Source organism: Spirosoma aerophilum (assembly GCF_054782495.1).
Genome location: NZ_BAAGSJ010000013.1, coordinates 1,003,324 through 1,025,856, shown reverse-complemented (window position 1 = coordinate 1,025,856; position 22,533 = coordinate 1,003,324). Strand labels below are relative to the sequence as shown.

Annotated in this window: 22 protein-coding genes; 18 read left to right on the top strand and 4 right to left on the bottom strand. The window is 48.4% G+C overall.

What is annotated here, in order from left to right:
* Positions 1-119 precede the first annotated feature (119 nt).
* The 5 genes from ACYVK4_RS15715 (at position 120) to ACYVK4_RS15695 (ending at position 5,916) form a co-directional block, all read left to right on the top strand.
* Positions 120-1,052 carry a D-2-hydroxyacid dehydrogenase gene (locus ACYVK4_RS15715; RefSeq protein ID WP_461128471.1) on the top strand — a complete coding sequence of 311 codons (933 nt, stop codon included), beginning with the start codon at positions 120-122 and terminating at the stop codon, positions 1,050-1,052.
* Between the two features lie 149 nt (positions 1,053-1,201).
* Positions 1,202-3,919: a DNA gyrase/topoisomerase IV subunit A gene (locus ACYVK4_RS15710; RefSeq protein ID WP_461128470.1), complete on the top strand. Its 2,718-nt coding sequence runs from the start codon at positions 1,202-1,204 to the stop codon at positions 3,917-3,919.
* 75 nt (positions 3,920-3,994) lie between these two features.
* A complete protein-coding gene (locus tag ACYVK4_RS15705; RefSeq protein ID WP_461128469.1) occupies positions 3,995-4,303 on the top strand; it encodes a VOC family protein in 309 nt (102 codons plus the stop codon).
* Between the two features lie 4 nt (positions 4,304-4,307).
* Complete coding sequence (locus tag ACYVK4_RS15700) at positions 4,308-5,012, top strand: SanA/YdcF family protein (RefSeq protein WP_461128468.1); 705 nt, start codon at positions 4,308-4,310, stop codon at positions 5,010-5,012.
* Between the two features lie 316 nt (positions 5,013-5,328).
* Positions 5,329-5,916 carry a CAP domain-containing protein gene (locus ACYVK4_RS15695; protein ID WP_461128467.1) on the top strand — a complete coding sequence of 196 codons (588 nt, stop codon included), beginning with the start codon at positions 5,329-5,331 and terminating at the stop codon, positions 5,914-5,916.
* Between the two features lie 151 nt (positions 5,917-6,067).
* Here the strand turns inward: ACYVK4_RS15695 and ACYVK4_RS15690 are convergent, their stop codons facing one another.
* The gene (locus ACYVK4_RS15690) at positions 6,068-7,279 is read right to left on the bottom strand and encodes a capsule assembly Wzi family protein (RefSeq protein ID WP_461128466.1); all 1,212 of its coding nucleotides are present in this window, start codon (positions 7,277-7,279) and stop codon (positions 6,068-6,070) included.
* 60 nt (positions 7,280-7,339) lie between these two features.
* The gene (locus ACYVK4_RS15685) at positions 7,340-7,600 is read right to left on the bottom strand and encodes a hypothetical protein (protein WP_461128465.1); all 261 of its coding nucleotides are present in this window, start codon (positions 7,598-7,600) and stop codon (positions 7,340-7,342) included.
* A 370-nt stretch (positions 7,601-7,970) separates the two neighbouring features.
* On the opposite strand from ACYVK4_RS15685, the gene ACYVK4_RS15680 reads away from it, so the two are divergent.
* From ACYVK4_RS15680 to rplT, 8 genes are all read left to right on the top strand, one after another.
* A complete protein-coding gene (locus tag ACYVK4_RS15680) occupies positions 7,971-8,546 on the top strand; it encodes a DinB family protein (RefSeq protein ID WP_461128464.1) in 576 nt (191 codons plus the stop codon).
* 111 nt (positions 8,547-8,657) lie between these two features.
* Positions 8,658-9,080, top strand: coding sequence for an EVE domain-containing protein (locus tag ACYVK4_RS15675; RefSeq protein ID WP_461128463.1), 423 nt, complete (start codon positions 8,658-8,660; stop codon positions 9,078-9,080).
* A gap of 76 nt (positions 9,081-9,156) precedes the next feature.
* Positions 9,157-10,050 carry a class I SAM-dependent methyltransferase gene (locus ACYVK4_RS15670; RefSeq protein WP_461128462.1) on the top strand — a complete coding sequence of 298 codons (894 nt, stop codon included), beginning with the start codon at positions 9,157-9,159 and terminating at the stop codon, positions 10,048-10,050.
* Entirely contained in the window at positions 10,047-11,336 is a 1,290-nt protein-coding gene (locus tag ACYVK4_RS15665) for a tetratricopeptide repeat protein (protein ID WP_461128461.1), read from the top strand. Before ACYVK4_RS15670 ends, ACYVK4_RS15665 begins: the two co-directional genes overlap by 4 nt.
* Positions 11,337-11,489: 153 nt before the next feature.
* A complete protein-coding gene (thrS, locus tag ACYVK4_RS15660) occupies positions 11,490-13,433 on the top strand; it encodes a threonine--tRNA ligase (protein WP_461128460.1) in 1,944 nt (647 codons plus the stop codon).
* A 195-nt stretch (positions 13,434-13,628) separates the two neighbouring features.
* Positions 13,629-14,186: a translation initiation factor IF-3 gene (gene infC / locus ACYVK4_RS15655; protein WP_461128459.1), complete on the top strand. Its 558-nt coding sequence runs from the start codon at positions 13,629-13,631 to the stop codon at positions 14,184-14,186.
* Positions 14,187-14,485: 299 nt separating this feature from the next.
* Positions 14,486-14,680, top strand: coding sequence for a 50S ribosomal protein L35 (rpmI, locus tag ACYVK4_RS15650; RefSeq protein WP_097125602.1), 195 nt, complete (start codon positions 14,486-14,488; stop codon positions 14,678-14,680).
* Positions 14,681-14,848: 168 nt separating this feature from the next.
* Positions 14,849-15,193 (top strand): 50S ribosomal protein L20, encoded by a 345-nt coding sequence (gene rplT / locus ACYVK4_RS15645; RefSeq protein WP_461128458.1) that lies wholly within the window; start codon positions 14,849-14,851, stop codon positions 15,191-15,193.
* A 97-nt stretch (positions 15,194-15,290) separates the two neighbouring features.
* On the opposite strand, the gene ACYVK4_RS15640 is transcribed toward rplT, so the two are convergent.
* Positions 15,291-15,719 carry a nuclease A inhibitor family protein gene (locus tag ACYVK4_RS15640; protein WP_461129607.1) on the bottom strand — a complete coding sequence of 143 codons (429 nt, stop codon included), beginning with the start codon at positions 15,717-15,719 and terminating at the stop codon, positions 15,291-15,293.
* A gap of 138 nt (positions 15,720-15,857) precedes the next feature.
* Between ACYVK4_RS15640 and ACYVK4_RS15635 the strand changes: the two genes are divergently transcribed.
* Positions 15,858-16,397 (top strand): hypothetical protein, encoded by a 540-nt coding sequence (locus tag ACYVK4_RS15635; protein ID WP_461128457.1) that lies wholly within the window; start codon positions 15,858-15,860, stop codon positions 16,395-16,397.
* Positions 16,398-16,516: 119 nt separating this feature from the next.
* On the opposite strand, the gene ACYVK4_RS15630 is transcribed toward ACYVK4_RS15635, so the two are convergent.
* Positions 16,517-16,855, bottom strand: a complete 339-nt coding sequence (locus tag ACYVK4_RS15630; RefSeq protein WP_461128456.1) for a YrdB family protein — start codon at positions 16,853-16,855, stop codon at positions 16,517-16,519.
* 272 nt (positions 16,856-17,127) lie between these two features.
* On the opposite strand from ACYVK4_RS15630, the gene dnaK reads away from it, so the two are divergent.
* From dnaK to ACYVK4_RS15610, 4 genes are all read left to right on the top strand, one after another.
* Positions 17,128-19,059, top strand: a complete 1,932-nt coding sequence (gene dnaK, locus ACYVK4_RS15625) for a molecular chaperone DnaK (protein ID WP_461128455.1) — start codon at positions 17,128-17,130, stop codon at positions 19,057-19,059.
* Positions 19,060-19,564: 505 nt separating this feature from the next.
* A complete protein-coding gene (locus ACYVK4_RS15620; protein ID WP_461128454.1) occupies positions 19,565-20,443 on the top strand; it encodes an AraC family transcriptional regulator in 879 nt (292 codons plus the stop codon).
* A 27-nt stretch (positions 20,444-20,470) separates the two neighbouring features.
* The gene (locus ACYVK4_RS15615) at positions 20,471-21,760 is read left to right on the top strand and encodes an enolase C-terminal domain-like protein (protein WP_461128453.1); all 1,290 of its coding nucleotides are present in this window, start codon (positions 20,471-20,473) and stop codon (positions 21,758-21,760) included.
* Positions 21,760-22,524: an SDR family NAD(P)-dependent oxidoreductase gene (locus ACYVK4_RS15610; RefSeq protein WP_461128452.1), complete on the top strand. Its 765-nt coding sequence runs from the start codon at positions 21,760-21,762 to the stop codon at positions 22,522-22,524. Before ACYVK4_RS15615 ends, ACYVK4_RS15610 begins: the two co-directional genes overlap by 1 nt.
* The last annotated feature ends 9 nt before the right edge of the window (positions 22,525-22,533 follow it).

The following is a 22,533-nucleotide window of genomic DNA, read 5'->3' as shown; positions in this document are numbered from 1 at the left end:
GGAGGCACTTTACGCAGATAATAAAGTCCGCTAAGTAAGCCGTAGGTAACAAACGGCCTAACTAGTGGACTTTATGCTAACCTTACGTTCTTTGCGATTAATCATGTCAGAATTTACTTATGCAGCTATTTATTAATCCCCCGCTCAACGATACGCTCAAAGCTGAACTTAAACAGCGACTACCAGCAGATGTACAACCCATTTTTCGGTACGACCTGCCGGAAGGTGAGCAGCAGGTCGCCTTTCGGCAGGCTGATTTTGTGCTGGGTAATCCTCCCGTCAGCTGGTTTTCTGAACCACTGCCAATGATTAAATTCTGGCAGTTAGACTCAGCCGGTTTCGATGGCTTCAGGCAGGTGCAGGTACAGGCTAAGATCGCCAATATGGGCGATTACTTCGCTCGTCCCTGTGCGGAAACGATGATGGCTGGCATTTTGGCTTTTTATCGATGCATTCCTGAGCTGACAACGCTACAAAGCCAGTCTACATGGGTGGGTGCTCCTATTCGCGCGAGGACGGGTTCGCTCTGGCAGAAAAGCGTCGTTATACTTGGGACAGGTACCATCGGACACGCCGTCCGACAAATGCTGTCAGGTTTCGAATGCCCTATAAAAATGCTGGCCAGAACGGATCCTAAAGCTGATCTGCACACGGTCGATGAACTAAAGGCGGTATTGCCGCAAACCGATATTGTTATCAACTGCCTGCCCGGTACGGCAACCGGTTTTTTTGCTGCTGACCTGATTGCCGCCATGAAACCAGGCAGTTTATACGCCAACGTAGGCAGGGGCACTACTACCGACGAACCAGCCCTGATCAGTGCCCTGCAATCCAATCATTTAGGGGGGGCAGTGCTGGATGTTACAGCCAAGGAACCGCTGCCAACCGACAGCCCTTTATGGACATTGCCAACGGTGATTTTGACCCAGCATACGGGGGGCGGACAACCGGATGAAGACGCCGGGAAAGTGGATCAGCTCCTGCGTAATCTGGAGCGTTTCCGATCCGGGCTTCCATTGGAAAACGAAGTCGAACTGGGACGGGGTTATTGAGCGAAAAAACCTTACCGGCTTAAACGCCTTTTACCGGTCAATTTGACCGATTTTCAACTTTTCTTTGTATATTTAAGGAGCCGAATATGATGACAATCGCTCGGTAAACCTGTGTACGTATCCACTGGAATAGTTCCTGAAACAAGTCAATGATAAACGAAGAAAATGAACAGCCACTAGAGGAGGACGACAACCAGCTGCCAGACGCCAGTTTTACTGGAGAAGGCACTGAATCTATCGAATCTCTCGATCTGGACGAGCCACCTAAAAACACCAACAGCGAAGTCCTGCACGAACAAACCGTTGTGTCAGGCTTATACGAAAACTATTTTCTGGATTACGCATCCTACGTTATTCTCGAACGGGCCGTTCCCGCCGTAGAAGATGGCTTAAAACCCGTTCAGCGCCGAATTTTACACGCGTTGAAGGAGATGGATGATGGTCGTTTCAATAAAGTAGCCAATGTGATCGGGCAAACCATGCAGTTTCACCCTCACGGTGATGCATCAATTGGAGAGGCCCTGGTAAATATTGGTCAGAAAGAACTCCTCTTCGATACACAAGGTAGCTGGGGGGACGTTCGAACCGGCGACGGAGCCGCTGCTCCGCGGTATATTGAGGTTCGGTTATCGAAGTTCGCTCTCGATGCGATCTACAATGACAAAACGACCGAGTGGCAATTGTCGTACGATGGCCGTAAAAAAGAGCCGGTTACCCTGCCTGTCAAGTTTCCACTGTTGCTGGCCCAGGGTGTCGAAGGTATTGCGGTCGGATTGTCGACCAAGATTTTGCCGCATAACTTCAACGAACTGATTGAGGCATCCATCAATATTTTAAAGGATAAGCCCGTTACGCTGTATCCCGATTTTCAAACGGGTGGCCATATTGATGTAAGCAATTATAACGATGGCCACCGGGGCGGAAAGGTTCGGGTTCGGGCTAAAATTGAAGAAGTCGACAAGAAAATTCTGGCGATTCGGGATGTGCCCTTTGGCGTAACTACCTCCCAATTGATCGATTCGATTGTGAAGGCGGCAGAGTTGGGTAAAATCCGTATCAAGGCCCCCAACCGGACAACAGCCGCCGTGGTCGATAATACGGCAAAGGATGTCGAAATTCTGGTGCATCTACAGCCGGGTGTTTCGCCCGATGTCACCATTGACGCGCTCTATGCCTTCACGGATTGCGAAGTGTCCATATCGCCCAATGCCTGCGTAATCATTGGCGACAAGCCTCATTTCGTGAGTGTTACCGACATTCTGCGGGTAAATACGCACCAGACGGTTCAACTATTGCAACGCGAACTCGAAATCCGGCGTAGTGAGTTGATGGAGCGCTTGCTGTATAGCTCACTCGAAAAGATATTTATCGAGAACCGTATTTACCGAAAGATCGAAGAATGCGAAACATTTGAAGCCGTTATTTCCACGATAGACAAAGCTCTCAAACCCCACCGGAAACTGTTTTATCGGGAGATTACCGAAGATGACATTATCCGGTTGACGGAGATCAAGATAAAGCGGATTTCGAAGTACGACGGGTTCAAAGCCGAAGAGCTGATGCGTCGGCTGGAGCAGGAACTGGCCGAAACGGAAGATAATTTGGCAAATATCACCCGCTTTGCCATTGCCTACTACAAAGATCTGCAGAAGAAGTACGGCAAAGGCCGCGAGCGTAAAACGGAAATCCGGGCGTTCAATACCATTGCAGCCAGTGTGGTGGCCGCGGCTAACCAGAAGCTTTACGTCGACCGCGAAGGTGGGTTTATTGGGTATGGATTGAAGAAAGACGAATATGTGAGCGACTGCTCGGATATCGACGATATTATCGTGTTCCGGCGGGATGGTAAGTGCATGGTCGTAAAAGTTGCTGAGAAGGTGTTTGTCGGCAAGGATATTGTATACGTATCGGTATTCAAGAAAAACGACGAGCGCAAGATTTATAACCTGGTGTACCTGGATGGTAAGTCGGGTATCTCGATGGCCAAACGTTTCCCCGTAACGGGGGTCACCCGCGATCGGGAATACGATCTGACGATGGGGAATCCCAAGTCGAAGATGACCTATTTCAGTGCCAATGATAACGGCGAAGCCGAGGTGATCACCATTAACCTAACGGCACAGTGTACGGCTAAGATCAAGCAGTTCGATTACGATTTTGCGTCGGTTGGCATTAAAAACCGGTCGGCACAGGGAAATATCCTGACCAAATATCCGGTCAGGAAAATCACTCAAAAAACGGGCGGTGTGTCGACGCTCGGTGGAGTTGATATCTGGTACGACGAGCACCTGGGCAGGCTGAATCGGGATGAGCGAGGTCGTTTACTGGGTAACTTCGATGCGAAAGACAGTATCCTCGTCGTTTATAAAGAAGGCCAGTATGAACTAACCAGTTTTGATCTGACCAACCGGTATGAACCGGGTGAAATAACCCTGTTGCAGAAATTCGACCCGGAAACCGTACTGTCATGCATCTATTACGAAGCGAATCAAAAAGCCTGGTATGTGAAACGGTTTAAGGTGGAGACCACATCGCTGGACAAGAAATTCAGCTTTATCGGCGATATAAAAGGGTCAAAAAATCTTGTCGTTACCAACGACCGGTACCCGCGTATCGAAATCATACATCAGGTAAAGGATCGGGGACCGCTGGAAAAGATGATTTTAGAGCCTGAAGGATTTATTGACGTGCGGGGCTGGAAGGCATTAGGCAATAAACTGCCTTTTGCAAAAGTAAAAGAGGTAAAGTTGCTGGCACCGAAAATTGTAGCGGAAACCATTAAGAGTACGCCTGCTGCCGAGCCAATTGCACTTGTGCCAACGGATGTGGAGGAAAAAGAGTCAATCCAGCTAGGGTTGTTTTCCTGAAGTTGATTGGTATAGCTTATGATGGAGACTAAACTGTTGGGCTTGAGAACGGTAATCTATGCCGCCCCGGATCTAATGCAAACCAAAGTTTGGTACTCGAAAGCGCTGGGTATTGAACCGTATTTTGACCAGCCATTTTACGTTGGTTTTAACGTTGGGGGCTATGAACTGGGGCTCGACCCCAACGTACAGATCGCTGCTGGTAGCACTCTGACTTATTGGGGTGTTGCCAGCATAGAGAAGTCAGTTGAGCATTTTTTGGATTTGGGTGCTACTCTGCTGGCTCCGGTGGAGGCTGTGGGCGATGGTATTTACGTGGCATCTCTGAAAGATCCTTTTGGTAATGTGGTTGGACTGATCGAAAACCCGCATTTTAGCCGTTAACAAAATGAACACGACCTTGGCTTCAGACTACAGCAAAGATTCAACCCGCGAAGCGGCAGGAGTCCGGGCCGTAAAGTGGACCATTAAACTGACTATCGCCCTGTTGTTTGGCGGTGCTACGGTCGTGTTAGTTAGTAACTATTGGGTTGTTTATAATACGCGGAATCAGATTTATTTTAATATTCACGAGTTGCCCGCCAATGATGTTGGTCTGGTGCTTGGTACCAGCAAATTCGTACGAACGGGAAAAGAGAACCTGTTTTTTCGGTACCGGATGGAGGCTACCGCCCGACTTTGGAAAGAAGGTAAAGTGAAGTATTTAATTCTGAGCGGAAATAATGACTCAGAGTATTATAATGAGCCCGTCGACATGCAGCGCGCGCTGATTAAACTTGGTATTCCGGCTTCGGTGATGACACTGGATTACGCCGGTTATCGGACCTTTGATTCAGTTGTGCGTTGTAAAGACGTTTTCAACCAGGAAAAAATCACGATCATTTCTCAAAATTTCCACAACGCCCGCGCGCTCTATATTGGCAATCACGAAGGAATGGAGGCCATTGCGTTTGCTGCTCAGGACGTTCCGGACGGATATTCTCTGCGCACACTGATTCGAGAGTATTTGGCACGCCCATATGCACTGCTGGATGTTTACCTTATTCGCCCCAAGCCAGAAAAAGGTAATTGGGAGCGCAAACGAAATTCCTGATTATACAGCGTCTAACAGGTAATCCCTCTTCACAAATTCGTGAAAGGGATTACCTGTATCCAAGCTATCCCCCCCGGTAATGCTAGTATACTGTGAAGTAGAAATTGAATCGATCAGGCAGTTGATTTTGGCTTAAATCGGTGAAGATCATTAAAAACGAGATTAATATTTTTTAGTGCTTATATACATATTATTATGCATATAGTTATCAATTTAAGAATAACGTAAATAATATGTTTAATAATATATTCTTATATTTACAAAAATGGTAGATATGATATTGTTCAATCAAAAATAATCAGATATAGAAATGAGTATGAAAAAGCTATTGGGCTGCGCTGCTATGGTTGGGGCCTTTATTTCGTGTCAGGTAGAAAAAGACAACGTCCAGACGCCAGCGCCCGTTATGTCGTCAGTCTATAAGGAAGGGGGAACTGGCCCGTCAAGTTTATCCCCCAATCCATCAGGAGCGAGGCTAGCCACTACTGTTCAACAGCAGGAAGTACTCACATATATCAATCAGGCTCGGTCGAAATCCTGTCTATGTGGTACAAAAGTATATCCGGCCGTACCAGCTTTAACGCTGGATACGCAACTCAATTCAGCTTCGAATAAATTTGCCGTCGATCTGGCTACATACAATTATTTCAGCCATACCGGTCGGGATGGTTCATTGCCCTGGGATCGAATGACACGAGAGGGGTACGTATGGCGGGCTGCCGGTGAAAACATCGCTGCCGGGTACTCAACGACAAGGGCTGTGGTAGATGGCTGGCTTAAATCACCGGGTCACTGCGCTAATATTATGAGTGCCAATTTTAAAAACGTTGGCGTCGGATATGGTTACAGCACTACCAGCACATACAAGCATTACTGGGTAACGGATTTCGGTACTCGTCGGTAACGAGTCTGGCCTGCCCAAAATGGATTACTCCTTAAAGGTATTAGGGAGGCCTCAAGTTCGAATACTTGGATAATCAGACGGATGGTTAGCTTAGCCGATAGGGGAGAACCATTTTAATTAACCAGCTGCCTGTAAACGACCGGGCGGCTGGTTAATTACGTTTACGGCTTTGCCCCTCCTTCCGAAAGCCTACATAAAACCCAACATTGTTGGTGTACAGTCCACCTATATCAGTGGCTAGGGCTGTCGTGGCCGTAATCCCGTTTAGGATAGGCAATGGCGCTGTTAAATTAAGTGCCGATGAGAATTGATGAACGGGTTTTTCAAAAGGTACTTCGTAGGTGCCTACGTTTTGACTGTAGGAAACTTTGAGCTGAAAACGCAAAAAATCATAGGCCTGGCCCGATAACCCAACGTGCATTACCGCCACCCGGTTATTATTGGTGAATCCGTATTTAGGTAAGTCCCCCTGACTGTCGGACGATGGCGTGATAAAAGGCGTTCCCATGGTTAATCCATACCGCGACCAACCGTCCATATATTGCGAATGGTTAAAGTAATTGTCTCGTCCGCGTTGTTGATCGTTCTCCAGAAATAATTTTCCACCCTGGCTCTGTGTGTACAAATATTCCAATAAGATTGTTTGGATTTGAACACCATGTGGATTGACAGGCCGAAGATTCCGAATTCGCAGCCCATTAAGCCCATCCTGAATGTTCGTCAGATAAAATAGGGAGCCATCTTCATAGACGCTCTGGCGGTAAGCAAAAACGGAAAATTTCCGTGCAGTGTACTCGAATCCAACATCAAAAGAACCCAGGTGATTGCCTATCCGATTCTGCCGGTCAAAGCTACTGATTCGATTGGTATCCAGATCTGTTCGATTGCCCAGAGAACTGGCCGTAACCACATCGAGGTAGTCGCTGAATCGATTGGGCAGTTGATTGTTTTTTATAACACTTCCCGGTAACCGCTCCGTATTGCCGCTCCACATGGCCTGGTGATTGAACCCGCCATAGAGTTTAAGACGCCATCCCGGTTTACCGAAACGGCCATACAGGGCTTTTTGGTGTAGTAAGACATTTTTTATAAATCGATCCTCTTCAAACCAGCCGTGGGCATAAAATCCCTTGAAGCTAAACAAACTATTTCGCGGAAAATACTCCGGTATGGCTACCTGGATTTTAGCCATTGGTAACGTATTGCCAGACCAGCTATAAGAGCCCGAACTAAGGGTCGAGTCAACCAGACCAATTACTTCCCGACGTCGACCCGCCCACACTTCAATGGCTTGTCCAAATTTAACTTTAACATAGGCTTCTGGAATTAAGAGTTGGTAGCTATACCCGGCATTCAGAACCACTTCGGCTCCCCAACCCCAGTCAACACGACGGTTGACTGCCCGCAGACTATCCAGTTTAGTTTAAGGGGTATCGTGGTAATCGACCCGCATACTATGCCGAAGAGACAGTAAGGCGGATTCCTGTGGAACAATACCATATTGATTGGCACGAAGCCAGAAGGGTGTTTCACCAGAAGCCGCAAAGTAGCTGCCGAGTTCAGTCCGGTAACGAAGCGGCTTGACTGCCTGCCCCAATCCTTTTGTAACGAGCAGAATAGTAATGAAGAAGAAATAGTAAGGCGTATATCGGCACATTTGGATTACATTCCTTACTTCCGACATGACGAATGTTTTATAGTCACGCTTTGGTAAGCATAAGTTATAAAACTGTTTACTACATAAAACATGCCATTTTGAACTGCATATTCGTAAGCCTCTTTACATTGAACCCCCTTCCCGCACTTTCAAGTAAAGTGTTCCCGGTTTTTTCGGTAGCCCTAAGATATTACCTTAACTTTGTTGCTTATTTACGGTTCTGCTTCAAAAAACTGTCGGTATGTAACCACAAGTCGAGAAGCAATTGCAGCACAATTTTTGATTCAGTTCCGGAATATTTATCGAACTATTAATTAGATGACCTAAGTCGTCGAACGGATCTGGTAGCCTATGATACTAACCAGACAAGTTGACGGCAATACTACCCGAATCGATTATGATCCCTAACGATGAACTCATCCGCATCATTGATTTACTAAATACGACGTATGAAGGGGAAGAGGCCTGGCATGGCCCGTCAGTCGTTGATGTGTTGCGGGGCGTAACGCCCGAAATGGCGGGTCGCCGACTGGCTCCGTCTACGCATAGCATTGCCGAGTTGGTTTTTCACATGACCAGCTGGCGAATTTTTTGCGTCAAGAAAATGCAGGGTGATGAACTGTTTGATATTACCACCCCCAACAAGGATTTTGGCGCGCTACCCGACAAAATTGATGACTTTGAGTGGGAAGCTCTGGAAATGGAGTTGAGCCTAAGCCAGGAGGAACTGATTAACGAGCTCGATAAACGGGATGATGATGAGTTTCTGGAAGACATTGTCCCAGGTCGTACCTATACGTACTACGATATGTTGCATGGCATTATTAACCACGACATGTATCATACCGGTCAGATTATGATTATCCAGAAAGCGTTGGCGGTTAAAGGCGCTGGTTCCCGGTATGATGATGATGATATCGATGAATACGGCTCACCCTTTGGCAGCAGCAGCGAACATGACGACTATTATTGAGGGTAAGACCGCTGCAGAGTGAGTGGATTGGAAGGAGTGACGTTCAACCCTTGGCCAACGTCATGTTCCGTGTAACTCCACTCATTTAATTACGTTTACCCACTACACTACATGAATTACTGGCTGGTTAAATCGGAACCCGAAACGTACGGGTGGCATCATTTTATTGAACAGGGACGGGCTGTCTGGGACGGTGTTCGCAATTATCAGGCGCGTAACAACTTGCAGGCCATGCGTCTGGGTGATCAGGTTTTGTTTTACCATAGCGTCACAAATCCTTGCGTTGTAGGTCTGGCTTCCGTTGTACGGGAGTCGTACCCTGATCCAACCATACCGGATGATACCCGATGGGTAGCCATTGAACTGGAGCCGGTTATGCCGCTGCAAAAGCCGGTTACACTGGCGCAGATAAAGGCAGAGCCCCTGTTATCTACCATTAGCCTCATCAAACAATCGCGGCTGTCGGTAATGCCCGTTCGGGTCGACGAATTTGAGCTAATTTTAAAAATGGGACAGAAAGACAGTGAAGGGTGAATACGCTTCCATGAAGAATGAAGAGTAAAATCTCACCGACTCTTCAATCTTTACTCATCATTCTTCATACACTACTATGAATGATATTCAGTTGATTACCCCTGAAAAATGGGACGCCTATGAATTGATCGATTCGGGTAATTTTCAAAAACTCGAACGATTTGGTGACTACATTTTGTCCCGCCCTGAACCCCAGGCAATCTGGGACAAGTCGCTTTCCGAAGATGAATGGGCTCATCAGGCACACGCTACTTTTCGCCGGGACCGTCAATCGCCCGAACGGGGCGACTGGCAGATTTCATCCGACATGCGAGACCCCTGGTATGTGTCGTTCAAGCAGGAAGGACTGGCGTTAAAATTTAAACTGGCCCTAACTACGTTTAAGCATGTTGGTCTTTTTCCAGAACAGGCTAACAACTGGCTTTATATTCACGAAAAAATAAAGGCTATATCCGCCGAAGGGACCCGGCCGAAAGTATTGAACCTGTTTGCCTATACGGGAGGTGCATCGCTGGCTGCCCGGCAGGCCGGAGCCGATGTAACGCATGTCGATGCCGTTAAGCCCGTCATTAGCTGGGCTCGGGAAAATATGGATCACAGTGAACTGGACAACATTCGCTGGGTTGTAGAGGATGCCGTAAAATTTGTTCGGCGGGAAGTACGTCGGGGAAACCATTATAATGGCATTATTCTTGACCCACCCGCCTATGGCCGCGGACCCGATGGGGAGAAATGGGTGTTGGAAGAGCAGTTGAATGACTTGCTGAAATCATGCGCTGACTTACTCGACCGGACTGACTTCTTTTTTATCATTAATCTATATTCCCTTGGTTTCTCCTCATTAATTCTGGATAACCTTATCGGCCAGGTTTTCGGTGAAGTACCTAACCCTGAATGGGGGGAATTAGCCATGCAGGACAGCTTTCAAAAAAGGCTACCTTTGGGGGTATTCTATCGATTTTCGTCATGAAAAGTATAAAAGAGCGAAAGAGTAAAATCGTGAAAGAGCGTCCTGCTTCAACTGGATTTTGCTCCTTCGCTCTTTCGCTCTTGCCCTCTTTCGTCTTTCTGTTCAGTCTTTCGCTCTTTTTGGTTTCCTGTACCAGCGATGACCGGCAGACCGCTCATATTCCCGATTTTCCAAAACCCGGCGATAAAAGTCGGGTAGAGGGGGCTCTACGTGCCCTGACACTCGCCATCAATCAATCCTCACCCGCGTCGGCTTATGCCAAGCGGGCTGTTATTCTATTATCGATGGGCCGATTGACGGAGGCACTGGATGATATTGATGAAGCCCTCAGCCGGAACGACAATGCCGGCGCGTACTACCTGACCAAGGCCCAGATTCTGCGGTCATTACAACAACCCGCCAAAGCCCTGCAAAACGCTCAGCGAGCCGAAATACTGGGTATTGATACGCCTGAGTTGTATACCTTACAGGGCGATTTACTGCAACAGCAAAATCAGTTTGATAAAGCGAAACTTTACGTAGCAAAAGCCCTGCAAATGGCTCCCTACGACGGAGAAGCTTATTTTTTTAATGGCCTCATGGCAGCCCGCCAGGGAGATACAGCACAGGCGATAAACCTTTACCAGCAGTCACTTCGCTTAAAGCCCCGTTATCTGGAAACGTATAATCAACTGGCCTCGGTATACAGAACACTCGGCGATCTCAATTCGGCTTTGGCTTATAATCAACAAGCCATTCGCTATTTTCCCAATAATGCCCGGCTTTCCTATGGGCGAGGGTTGATTTATCATACCGTTGGGCAGCTCGATAGTGCCATGACGTATTACCAACAGACGATAGCGATCCAGCCGACCTATTACCAGGCGCATTTTCAAATGGGACTGATCAATCAGAAGTTTCGTAATTATTATGCGGCTCTGGCTAATTATCAGCGTGTTCAGCAGCTTAGGCCCCAGTTTCCGCGTATTGATACGTATGTAGGCTACTGCCATGAGCAGATGGGTCAATTCGATCTGGCCATTGCCGCCTATACAAAAGCAACGAAGCAAAATATGGCTGATCAGCAGGCTGCTGCCGGTTTATGGCGCTCACAACGAAGACAGTACGCACAAAATTCGTATAACTCCTTATTTTTGCCGGATACGGTTGCCAAACCTGTATCGCAGGCGCGCAACCGAACCGTAATTGACACCACCCGGGTAAACATTTCGACCCTTCAGCCGAAAGCCCGTGTAACAAGCAGTTCCGGCGATTCGCTCCAGCGAACGGTGAAACCGATTAATTGATGCAGGATGTTGTATGTATGATGGTTGATTAATGATGTATGTGGTAAATGCTGATTCAGTATCTTACGACATTAAACTATACATCATACATAAAATTAAGTGGCTTACAGTTGTAGGTGAGCTGCGGGTACCCATTAACTAACTAGTAAACGTATGATTGCGCAGGACGAACAAATCCGCGTAACGTTGCCCGATGGCAGCGTTCGGGAATATCCCAAGGGAAGCACCGGGTTGGATATTGCCACAAAAATTAGTGAAGGTCTGGCTCGTAATGTGCTGGCTGCCAAAGTCAACGGGGTCGTGCAGGATGCTACCCGGCCAATTGATGAAGATGCCAATGTGCAGCTGCTGACCTGGAACGATGCCGAAGGGAAAGCGACGTTCTGGCATTCTTCCGCTCACTTACTGGCCGAAGCCCTCGAAGCGCTTTATCCGGGTGTGAAATTTGGCATTGGACCGGCCATAGAAACCGGATTTTATTACGATGTCGACTTGGGTGGACAACCGTTCTCGCAGGAAGATTTTAAAAAGGTAGAGGATAAAATGCTTGAACTGGCTCGCCAGAAACAGGCCTATATCCGGACACCCATGAGCAAAGCAGATGCCATCGCCTACTTTGAAGAAAAGGGCGACCCGTATAAGCTTGATCTGCTGGAAGGCCTGGCTGATGGCACGATTACGTTTTATACCCAGGGTGAGTTTACCGACCTTTGTCGCGGACCCCATATTCCAAACACAGGGTTTATCAAAGCGGCTAAGCTGATGAACGTAGCCGGTGCCTACTGGCGTGGTAATGAAAAAAATAAACAGTTAACCCGGATTTACGCAGTTACGTACCCCAAACAGAAAGAACTCGACGAGTATCTGTTTCTGCTCGAGGAAGCCAAAAAACGTGACCACCGTAAATTGGGCAAAGAGCTGGAACTGTTTGCGTTTTCGGAAAAGGTAGGAGCGGGGCTACCCTTGTGGTTGCCCAAAGGAACTGTCTTGCGCGAACGGCTGGAGAACTTCCTGCGGAAAGCGCAGGTGCGTGCCGGTTACTCACCCGTTGTGACTCCCCACATTGGCAGCAAGCAGCTTTACGTCACCTCGGGGCACTGGGATAAATACGGCGAAGACTCGTTCCAGCCTATTAAAACGCCCGACCCGAACGAGGAGTTTCTGCTGAAACCCATGAACTGCCCGCACCATTGTGAAATCTATAAAACCAAACCGCGCTCTTACCGTGATCTACCCCTTCGGCTGGCTGAGTTTGGAACGGTTTATCGCTATGAGCAATCGGGCGAATTGCATGGACTGACCCGTGTACGGGGCTTTACGCAGGATGATGCGCACATCTTTTGCCGCCCCGACCAGGTTAAAGAGGAGTTCATGAAAGTGATTGATCTGGTACTCTACGTGTTCAATACACTGGGTTTTTCAGATTATAGCGCCCAGATTTCCCTTCGTGATCCTGAAAATAAAACCAAATATATTGGTTCTGATGACCTTTGGGAGAAGGCCGAATCCGCTATTATCGAAGCCGCTGCCGAAAAAGGATTGCCAACAGTAACGGAGTTGGGCGAGGCCGCTTTTTATGGTCCCAAGCTCGACTTTATGGTGCGCGATGCTATTGGGCGTAAATGGCAATTAGGAACGATTCAGGTAGACTATAACCTGCCTAACCGGTTTGAACTGGAGTATATCGGAGCTGATAATCAAAAGCACCGTCCGGTAATGATTCACCGGGCACCGTTTGGCTCGATGGAACGGTTCATTGCTATCCTGATCGAAAACTCGGGTGGAAATTTCCCGCTTTGGCTTTCTCCCGATCAGATTGCCATACTGCCGATTTCAGAAAAATACGAAGATTATGCCAACGACCTGTTTTTCAGCTTACAGGAGAATGACATTCGTGGATTCGTTGACCTCCGTGACGAAAAAATTGGCCGTAAAATTCGGGATGCCGAAGTCAATAAAGTGCCTTACATGCTGATTGTTGGCGATAAAGAGTCTGCCGAAGGCACGGTTTCCGTTCGACGCAAGGGCCAGGGAGACTTAGGCAGCATGCCGGTTGCCGAATTCATTAAGACCTTTCAGGCCGAAGTGATGGTGTAGCCGTCGTTTAGGTAGTACGTTCATAAGGGCAAGGTGCCTGGTAATACTTTTCTGTCGGTACCTGCTACTTATGAACTTACTAGTTACAACTTCTGAATTAAACTTGCACCGGACGAGTATTTTCGATAGATTCCCGAACTTTTTGAGCCACAGTACGTTTTCAAAACGAATAAAATAGCACACTAAACACAATTTATGGCATTACCCCAGCGGAGACCACCCCGTCGCGTGGTTGAAGAACCCTACAAAGTTAATGAGCGTATCCTGGCTCGCGAAGTGCGTGTGGTCGGTGAGAATGTAGAGCAGGGAATCTACGAGACAAACAAAGCGCAAGCCATGGCTAAAGCGCAAAACCTTGACCTCGTTGAGGTGTCTCCTAACGCCGTGCCGCCCGTCTGTCGCATTGTGGACTACTCCAAGTTCAAATACGAGCAGAAGAAAAAGCAGAAAGAGATCAAGGCGAATGCCACGAAAGTTGTCATAAAAGAAATTCGCTTCGGCCCGAATACCGATGATCACGATTTTGAGTTCAAACTCAAACACGCCATCAACTTTTTGAAAGAGGGAGCGAAAGTGAAAGCTTATGTTCAATTCGTTGGACGGGCTATCGTTTTCAAAGATCGGGGTTTTCAGCTACTCGAACGTTTTTCCAAAGGACTGGAAGATTACGGTAAGATCGAATCGGAACCAAAACTGGAGGGTAAACGGATGAGTATGTTCCTGTCGCCGAAAGTGGTTGTTCCTAAAAAATAAAGTGGTGATTAACCGGTTGGATGTTTCCTGATACGGCGCATTCCTTCCAATCGGCCACGAGTAAAACTCCCTGAAGAAATAGTCCAGCTGGCTATATTTTCAGGGAGTTTTTGTTACTGCCAGTTCATATGGATTCGGTTGTCTGGTGGATTAAGGTGTTCTTTTAATCAATGGCCAGACCGATTGCCTGTTCAAACGTAAAACCTCTGGTATTTAAGCTATACACTCACTGGGTATTACTTTTTTTTGTATCTTTGCGGCCTGTTTACTTAATTTTCCATACAAAGCGGTTTACTATAATGCCAAAAGTAAAAACCAATTCAGCGGCCAAGAAGCGTTTTAAGCTGACCGGCACTGGAAAAATCAAGCGGAAGCACGCCTTCCACAGTCATATCCTGACGAAAAAGTCAACGAAGCAGAAGCGCAATCTGGTGCATGCTGCTCTTGTTGATGGTCCAGACGAGCGACGCATCAAGGCGTTATTGAACGTCTAAGACAAAAAAGACGCAGTTGCGTCTGGTTTAAGTTTCACCCGATGCCCGGCCCAAAAAGCGAATGAAGATTGAAGAATTATGAATGAATAGGATTAATTTATTTTACACGTTTCATTCGACGTTTTTCACGTTTAATTCCGCCGATCGTCAAAAAACAAGTAACATACAATGCCACGTTCCGTCAATCACGTAGCCTCACGGGCGCGTAGGAAGAAAGTAATGAAGTTGGCCAAAGGGTATTTTGGTCGGCGTAAAAATGTTTGGACAGTAGCTAAGAATGCTGTCGAAAAAGGCTTAGGGTATTCGTACCGCGACCGCCGTGCCAAGAAGCGTGATTTCCGGGGTCTCTGGATCCAGCGGATCAACGCGGGTGCGCGTTTACATGGAATGTCGTACTCGGCTTTCATGGGTGCTCTACACAAATCGGGCATCGAACTCAACCGCAAAGTACTGGCCGATTTGGCCATGAACCATCCGGAAGCATTTGCCGCCGTTGTGGGTCAAGTGAAGTAAACAGAAATAAGTAATAGGAGCGGGGAGTAAGTAACAGGAGGGACTGACGCATGTTGGTCTCCTGTTACTTACTCCCCGCTCCTTTTTGTGACGTGGGTTAGGTCTGAATGATCCTTGTCTTGAGGCCTGTCCGTTGTCCGTCCGCCTGACGGCCGAGGAGGTATACGTCTATTTCGGACTCACCCACCTTGAAAACCTGCCGTACCGTTAATTCTTTCTCCAGAAGTTCTTTCACAACCCGGAATTTAGTCGTCCGGGCTTTCTCTTCGTCCGTAAACCAATCTTCGTCCTGGACAACGGGCTGCCAAAAGTCGTTCTCAGGGGTTTCTTCTACATAAATGGAGGGCGGGAGCATTAACCAATCTTTTATTTGGCTAACTATAAGTGGTTCAGGCTGTTTTAAATAGCACGTAACCGGTTCAATAGGTTCATCGGATTCACTTGGATAAAACAAATCAGTTAACAACGGGGTTAGCTGTTCACTCAAAAGGGTATCTTTAGGCTCTTCACCGCTACTTATTGGCATTTCGTTCGTCATAGGAGGAAAATAGATTCGGCTTAAAATTAAGCGATTCCAGCTAAAGTTTGCTGTCGATTTTGTCTACTTTTGAGGCACGGCGTCCTACAAACCTATTCCTATTTACTTTTTAAATACAAAAAAACCATGTTAGAAACATTAATGAATCTGGTTCAGCAGCAATCGGGTCAGGCTGTCATCAACAATCCGGCTATCCCTAACAGCCAGAACGATAGCGTTATGCAAACCGTTGCCGGTAGCATCATGAGCGGTCTGGGTCAACAGGCTCAGGGTGGTGGTTTGGGTAATTTGCTCGGTATGGTTGTCAATGGCGGTGGAAATGTTCAAAGCAGTCCTGTAACGCAGGGGGTACAGCAACATGTGGAGCAGAACCTGATGGAAAAATTAGGTATTTCGCCACAAGTTGCCATGTCTGTGGCATCAGCAGTGGTTCCTATGGTTTTAGGCAAGTTGATGAATAAAGCATCTGATCCGAATGACCCTTCTGTGGATGGTAACTCGATTCTGGGCGCAGCAACGGGGAAACAGGGTATTGACTGGATGGGTATGGCTGGATCAGCCATGGCCGATGGAAAATTAGATATGAATGATTTGCTGCGCGTAGCGGGTCAGCAGGGTGGCGGTGGCTTAGGAGGTATGCTGGGCGGTCTGTTCGGCGGCAAATAAGCTTCTAGCAATACATGTTTAAACGGAGGCAGGTCCATAATGGACCTGCCTCCGTTATTTTACCCAGTGTAAAAAGCAAATCGACAGGAGGATTCGGGAATATCCGTTACCGACTCCGTTTACCGCTCGAAAATCAATTCAAGGATTGCGCTCACAACGGCAATAAGGGCGAATAAAATACCCAGTGTTGTATGACCAAGGCGATGTAGTAAAAAAGCGGCTACGCCAAAAAGTGTCGAACTGAACAAGACACGATAAGGCAGTTCCAGCCGGTAGGCGGATCGGGGGGCCGCCCAAAGACCCCAAAGACAGGCTGCCAGCAGTGGAAGCCCAATGCCAATCAGGTATTTTTCGATCGTTGACTGCCGAAGTTGAAAACCCCACATACCTATGACGATCAGCATGGCAATTTCCAATAAAAAAGCGACTAGTTGGTGAGCTGTTTTGATAACTAGCATAGCGGGGTTAATTACGGAAAGAGACGAATCAGGTAATAATTTGCTTTCCTGTCCAGAGGCTCGATTCTCCTATTTCTAATGATTCCGAGCCAAAAAACTCTGCCAACTTCTGCGCGTGGTTCCGACGATAGACGTCATTTTGGCCCATATAATTGTATTCTTCTGCCAATCTGACAGCAAATCGAACAATCTTTCGGGCTGGCATTTGTATTGTTAGATAGGTTGTGTCTGTCAGTTTACAACCACAGCATTTAAAGAAACTAAATCCAATCATGGGAAAAATAATTGGTATTGACTTAGGCACCACGAACTCGTGCGTGGCCGTGATGGAAGGCAACGAGCCGGTCGTGATCCCCAACTCCGAAGGAGCGCGGACAACCCCCTCGGTGGTCGCATTTATGGATAACGGCAACGGCGAACGCAAAGTAGGCGCACCCGCTAAACGCCAGGCCATCACCAACCCGAAACATACGATCTCGTCTATAAAGCGTTTCATGGGAAAACGCTATAACGAGGTGACAAACGAAATTAAAAACGTCGCTTACGATGTTGAAAACGGCCCGAACAGTACGCCCCGCGTACGCATCGGAGATCGGCAATATACTCCCCAGGAACTGTCGGCACTGATTCTTCAGAAGATGAAGCAAACGGCCGAAGATTATCTTGGTCAGACCGTGACAGAGGCCGTAATTACGGTGCCTGCTTACTTTAATGATGCAGAACGTCAGGCGACCAAAGAAGCCGGTGCCATTGCCGGTCTGGACGTTAAACGGATCATTAACGAGCCTACCGCTGCCGCGCTGGCCTACGGTCTGGACAAAACAAATAAAGATCAGAAAATCGCCGTATTTGACCTAGGTGGTGGTACGTTTGATATTTCGATTCTGGAGTTAGGTGATGGCGTGTTCGAAGTAAAATCAACCGATGGTGATACCCACCTGGGAGGTGACGACTTTGACCAGGTAATCATCGACTGGCTTGCTGATGAGTTTAAGAAAGATGAAGCGATCGACCTGCGTCAGGACCCAATGGCCCTACAACGGTTGAAAGAAGCTGCTGAAAAGGCTAAAGTTGAACTGTCGAGCTCAAACTCCACGGAAATCAACCTGCCCTATATCATGCCTGTAAATGGTATTCCTAAGCACCTGGTGCGAACACTGAGCCGGTCGAAATTCGAGCAATTATCGGATTCGCTGATTCAGCGCAGCTTGGAGCCCTGCCGTCGGGCCCTGAAGAATTCGGGATTATCGGCCAGCCAGATCGATGAAGTGATCCTGGTCGGTGGTTCAACCCGGATTCCGAAAGTACAGGAAGAAGTAGAAAAACTTTTCGGACGGAAACCATCCAAAGCTGTTAACCCCGACGAAGCTGTAGCCATTGGTGCTGCTATTCAGGGTGGTGTATTAACGGGTGAGGTGAAAGACGTTCTTCTGCTCGACGTTATCCCGCTGTCGCTGGGTATCGAAACAATGGGTGGCGTATTTACCAAAATGGTGGACGCCAACACGACCATTCCGAGTAAGAAAGTGGAAGTGTATTCGACGGCTTCAGATAACCAGCCAAGCGTCGAAATCAACATCCTGCAAGGTGAGCGCCCAATGGCTGCCCAGAACCGTCAGCTAGGCCGGTTCATCCTGTCGGATATTCCACCGGCACCCCGTGGTGTTCCCCAAATCGAAGTAACCTTCGACGTTGATGCCAATGGTATCCTGCACGTAACGGCCAAAGATAAAGGCACTGGTAAAGAGCAGAAGATCCGGATTGAAGCATCTAGCGGTTTGACCGAAGCGGAAATCAACCGCATGCGTGAAGAAGCGAAAGCCAACGAAGCGGCCGATAAAGCCGAACGTGAAGCGGTCGAAAAAGTGAACGCTGCGGACTCGATGATTTTCCAAACCGAGAAACAATTGAAAGAATACGGCGACAAATTGTCGGAAGGCAACAAGTCGGCTATTGAAACAGCCTTAGCTACGTTGCGTACTGCCCACGGTGCTCGTGACGCGGCTGCCATTGATAGCGCACTGGAAGGACTGAACGCAGCCTGGGCAACGGCTTCGACCGAAATGTACAATGCCACCAACGGCGCGGGTGCCAACCCAATGGACGGTGCCGGCTTCGCTGGAAACGGTGATGGCGCTGCCAACGGTCAGGGTCAGCCCGCCGGTGACAACGTCTCGGATGTGCCTTACGAAGAAGTGAAGTAAAATCGGGATTTGCTGATTTTATTCCATAGTCAATACAAACGAAGCCCCTGCTATTTCCAGCAGGGGCTTCGTTTGTATTGACCACAACCTAACAACAGGTTCGAGAAAGTAGCCCTGGTGGGGTATGTCGGAGTGTCCGGCTGGTTCGACAAGGGTGATCAACTTCCTGTTAATGTCAAGTTGGCACTTGTACGGGGTGGATGGTGGGCCAATGCTTTAAGGGCAACACCGCCCGTTCAAGAATAATAATACCCTTTTTTCTGAATCCGCTTTCAGGCAAACTACAAGGTAAATTTCACCAATGCCCTCATCCTACAGTTGAGGGCATTTTTATTATTCGTGTTTCTATCCCCCAATTTCAACCGTTTAAATTTCTGAAATGTCAATAATGCACTGATATTAGCCAAATTTAGGCAAATTTTAGGTTGATATCAAGGATATATTTGTATAAATACGACAATAAGGGAATTGTATAAGCCTAAAATTGTCCAATTAATTCTGTTTCATGAAACCTGTTCAGGCAATACTTGGTATTAACGCATCGGAAAACCGGGTTTTCCAGACCAGGGAAATCGTCCAGCCGTATTACTCGACCGAGTTTCATTTCCACCACGAATGCCAGCTGACCTATATCGTAGCCAGTTCAGGACAGCGGATCGTTGGCGACAACGTTGAATACTTTGAGCATGGCGAATTGGTTTTCCTGGGATCGGGAGTGCCACATGTTTGGTACAATGACAAAAAATACTTCGAGGGGAGTGAGCAGTTGCGCGCTCATACACTGGCCCTGTATATCGACCCCGACCAGCTGGTGGATTCGTTGGCGGGTTTCGGCGGCAAAAAAGCGCTGGAACAGTGGCTGGCCAACTCACGCCGGGGTATCGTTTATGCAGGGGCTGTTAAAACCGAGCTTATCAACCGCTTTAAGGCCCTCTTTCGGCAGGAAGGAATGGGTAAGCTGGTGGCCTTCCTACACTTGTTGAATGGCTTGATGGAGGCTACGGATTGCCGATTTTTATCGAGTCCCGAGTACGTAAACAGTTATTCCGAGAATGACCAGCAGCGTATGGAGCGTCTGTTTCAATTCATTATTGCCAATTTCAGACGCGATATTCCATTAAGCGAAATTGCCGCTCTAGCCAACATGAACGAGTTTTCGTTTTGTCGGTACTTCAAAAGCCGAACCCAGAAACCGTTTGTCCAATTCGTGAACGAACTCCGCATAGGGTACGCCTGCAAACTGATGCAGGAACGGAAACATACCATTGACGTTCTGGCCACTGAAAGTGGTTTTAACAGTATTACCCACTTCAATCGGTTATTTAAACGCACCAAAGGCCTAACCCCCCGCGACTACCGTCAGCAACTCAATGAATTTCCGTAAAAACAGACAATCGTTCAGAGTAAACCGATGATGAATAATCCAGTTTTTCGGGCTGCAACCCGCCTGGCGGCTCAACCGGCCAGTACGTACATCACCAGGGTAACGACGCAAGACCGCCGTTTCTCGCTGGGCGAAGGGGTGGGTACTGATGCCATTCACCAAACGCCCCAGTATTCGTATGCCGTGTGTGTGTTAAAAACGGGATCGGCTATCGAAGGTGTTGGACTTGCCTTTACCCTGGGCGCAGGAAATGACCTGGTTTGTCGGGCTATTGACTACCTGGCCAAACCGCTTGCCGGGCGCGACATCGAAGAGTTGATGGCCAACTTTGCACCTGTCTACCGTAGTATGGCCGATTCCCCTTCGCTTCGGTGGCTGGGTCCGCAAAAAGGGGTGGTCCATCTGGCATTGGCCGCTATAGTTAATGCCTGTTTTGATCTGTGGGCTAAATCACGGCAGGTGCCCCTCTGGAAACTGCTGCTTGACCTCACGCCCGAGGAACTGGTCAACACCCTGGATTTAAGCTACCTGGATGAAGTCATGAATCGGCAGCAAGCCATTGAAATGCTAGCGCAGGAATACACAACCCGCCACAACCGGGCAGGTGTGCTTCAGACGGGTTACCGGGGCTACGACACCTCGATTGGCTGGTTTAATTACGCGGATGATCAGCTTGTGTCAAACACCAAAAAGGCAATGGCAAATGGCTTTACGGCCATGAAACTAAAGGTAGGCTCCGATGATCCGAATCGGGATCTTAGGCGGGCAGCGCTGATCCGGGAAACGGCAGGCGATTCGGCCACCCTCATGCTCGATGCCAATCAGCGGTGGACCGTACCTCAGGCACTCGCTATCTGTCCTCAGCTGAGTAGCATCAACCCATTCTGGATCGAAGAGCCTACCCATCCCGATGATGTGCAGGGCCATAAAGCCATTGCCGAGGCCCTGGCCCCCTACAAAGTGGCGACTGGCGAACACATCCCGAACAAAGTCATCTTTAAGAACTTTTTACAGGCAGGAGCTATGGCCTTCTGTCAAGTCGATGCCGTGCGGGTAGGGGGGATATCCGAATTCCTGACCATTAGCTTACTGGCCCGACACTTTGGCGTTCCGGTGGTGCCTCATGTGGGCGACATGGGCCAGATTCATCAGCATCTGGTCTTGTTCAACCACATCGCCATAAACCACGAGAATCTGTTTCTGGAGCATATTCCGCACCTTCGGAACTATTTCCGGCAGCCCGCTCAGATTGTCGATGGATATTATCAGGTGCCGCAGGAACCGGGCAGCAGCAGTGATTTAATCGCGACCAGCTAATGTATACATTGCACGATAAGGTTATCTTTCTAACCGGGGGCGCATCGGGCATCGGGGCGTCGTGTGCCGAAGCCTACGTCCAAGCCGGGGCCCGGGTGTTCGTAATGGACCGAGACGAAAAAAGCCTCCAGATGCTGCTTAGCCGGTTGGGCGAAGGCCACGGCGGTTGTGTGGGCCATGTGCAGCTAGGTGCCGACGTAGAAACAGCCATTGCCGCAGCCCTTGAACAGTTTGGCAAACTGGACGTGATTCATAATAATGCGGGCATTGCCAATCCCTCGCTGCCCCTGCATGAAACCAGCGAAGCGGAATGGGATGCGCTATTCAGTGTTAATTTAAAGAGCGTTTTCTGGACAACCCGGTTTGGTCTGGATGCCCTAAAAGCAACGAGAGGCTGCATTTTGAACACCAGCAGCCTGGTTGGCGAGATGGGGCAAACGATTCATGCGGGTTACGTGCCAACAAAGGGCGGCATGAATGCGCTGACCAAAGCCATGGCACTTGATTATGCCCCCTTTGGCATACGGGTCAATGCCCTCTGCCCGGCTGGTGTCTGGACGCCCATGTTACGCAGTTGGGCCGCCGAACAACCCGACCCTGCCCTGATTGACACGTACCTGGATAACATTCATGCGTTGGGTTACTGCCCCGAAGGCGACGTTGTTGCCGATACCGCTGTCTTTCTGGTGTCGGAGGCAGCCCGTTTCATCACCGGCTGTATTATGCCGGTTGGTGGAGGTGCTGAATTAGGGTATAAACGATAACCGATAAAC